This is a genomic window from Pseudoalteromonas sp. SG41-2 (assembly GCF_014164535.1).
Lineage (GTDB): Bacteria > Pseudomonadota > Gammaproteobacteria > Enterobacterales > Alteromonadaceae > Pseudoalteromonas > Pseudoalteromonas rhizosphaerae.
Genome location: NZ_JACJFK010000027.1, coordinates 27,353 through 29,337, shown reverse-complemented (window position 1 = coordinate 29,337; position 1,985 = coordinate 27,353). Strand labels below are relative to the sequence as shown.

The 1,985-nt window shown below is 42.8% G+C and carries 6 tRNA genes; all 6 read left to right on the top strand.

What is annotated here, in order from left to right:
* The first annotated feature begins 840 nt into the window (after positions 1-840).
* The 6 genes from H5186_RS18345 (at position 841) to H5186_RS18320 (ending at position 1,749) form a co-directional block, all read left to right on the top strand.
* Positions 841-916: transfer RNA gene (locus tag H5186_RS18345), tRNA-Ala, on the top strand.
* Between the two features lie 38 nt (positions 917-954).
* Positions 955-1,030: transfer RNA gene (locus tag H5186_RS18340), tRNA-Glu, on the top strand.
* Between the two features lie 145 nt (positions 1,031-1,175).
* Positions 1,176-1,251 (top strand) — tRNA-Glu (locus H5186_RS18335).
* A 90-nt stretch (positions 1,252-1,341) separates the two neighbouring features.
* Positions 1,342-1,417: transfer RNA gene (locus tag H5186_RS18330), tRNA-Glu, on the top strand.
* 90 nt (positions 1,418-1,507) lie between these two features.
* Positions 1,508-1,583, top strand: a tRNA-Glu gene (locus H5186_RS18325).
* A gap of 90 nt (positions 1,584-1,673) precedes the next feature.
* Positions 1,674-1,749, top strand: a tRNA-Glu gene (locus tag H5186_RS18320).
* Positions 1,750-1,985: the final 236 nt, after the last annotated feature.

Genomic DNA, 1,985 nt, shown 5'->3' with positions numbered 1-1,985 from the left:
CTTTAACCAGTGAACCCCGCCGTTACTTGTAAATAGCGGTGATGCTCTCTTTTCTTAGAACTGAGCTAATCACCCACATCTAAACAACAACTCATTGCCGCGTTGTTGTGGGGCGCTATTATAGATAGAGTTGTAAATGTGTCAACACTTGAATGAGGAAAAATGTTTTAGATGCAGGTTTTATAATCAATGAAGTAAGATTGAGATTGTTTTATAGCCAATTTACTTACATTCAATCTATATGTGCAATCAATTTACTCATTATTTAATGCAATACTTTAATAGCTAGTGGTGCCTGTTAGTCAAAAGCGGATTTGTTTTTTAATCATGAGGGAGGAAGGTTATAGTCAATCGCATTGAAAAATCCAAATACCGTTAGTTAAATACGATTGATATAAAACACCGACTGTAACTAATGGAGCCTCTGTGATCATATAAATAACTGACAATAGAGTAGGGGCGTTGCAGTTAATTGCTAGTATGTTCATCTTAAATTCGTTTTACTTGGTGATGAAAACGTTGTTGTGAAAAACAAGAAAAGACTCCGACTTTATTTTGCATATAAATGTATACCTTATTGTTTTGATGTTTTAGAATATATTTCACCTCAGTTAATCTAGATTGTGCGCCTTTCAGTCCTAATTTTTGTTTTGAAACAGCTCCCTTGCATGTATTTTGAGCGCCGCGGTTTATTCATTATTCAGTTTGTTGAAAATTAAACCGTTTAAAGAAAGTTACTGAAAAAAATGTTGACATTATTTTGGTGGCTGCATAGAATGCGCCCCGCACTCAGCGATACACAGCACGGTTTAACTGCGCAAGTGTTTAGCAAAATAAATTGGGGCTATAGCTCAGCTGGGAGAGCGCTTCGCTGGCAGTGAAGAGGTCTGCGGTTCGATCCCGCATAGCTCCACCAATTTATTAAGTGTTTGTCCTAGGGTAGCAGTTTTCTGTGTCCCCATCGTCTAGAGGCCTAGGACACCGCCCTTTCACGGCGGTAACAGGGGTTCGAATCCCCTTGGGGACGCCACTTAACTTTTATAAGTTAAAGGCGGGTTAACCGAGAAAATAGCGAACAAATTAAGCTCGAGTCTTAATTTGTATTAATCGCAATTACCTTAATCAGCTCAGGATGTGAGCATAACTAATCAATTGTCCTAGTGATACATTTATGTGTCCCCATCGTCTAGAGGCCTAGGACACCGCCCTTTCACGGCGGTAACAGGGGTTCGAATCCCCTTGGGGACGCCACTTACTATTTCTATAGTAGGTGTAGTGTTATTAAGATAGCTCGCCTGAAACGAGTTAAACCATTCAGTTGTCCTAGTGACACATTTATGTGTCCCCATCGTCTAGAGGCCTAGGACACCGCCCTTTCACGGCGGTAACAGGGGTTCGAATCCCCTTGGGGACGCCACTTACTATTTTCATAGTCAGTGCAGTGTTATTAAGCAGCTCGCCTGAAACGAGTTAAACCATTCAGTTGTCCTAGTGACACATATTCTGTGTCCCCATCGTCTAGAGGCCTAGGACACCGCCCTTTCACGGCGGTAACAGGGGTTCGAATCCCCTTGGGGACGCCACTTACTATTTTCATAGTCAGTGCAGTGTTATGAAGCAGCTCGCCTGAAACGAGTTAAACTATTCAGTCGTCCTAGTGACACATATTCTGTGTCCCCATCGTCTAGAGGCCTAGGACACCGCCCTTTCACGGCGGTAACAGGGGTTCGAATCCCCTTGGGGACGCCACTTACTTATTTTAAGTAATGTATAAAGCAGTGTGACACCGCACTATCTATGCACGACGTTAACAAGAGTACTAATCTCTTGGGGACGCCACTTACTTATTTTAAATAGGGAAGTGCAGTGTTATTAAGCAGCTCGCCTGAAACGAGTTAAACCATTCAGTTGTCCTAGTGACACATATTCTGTGTCCCCATCGTCTAGAGGCCTAGGACACCGCCCTTTCACGGCGGTAACAGGGG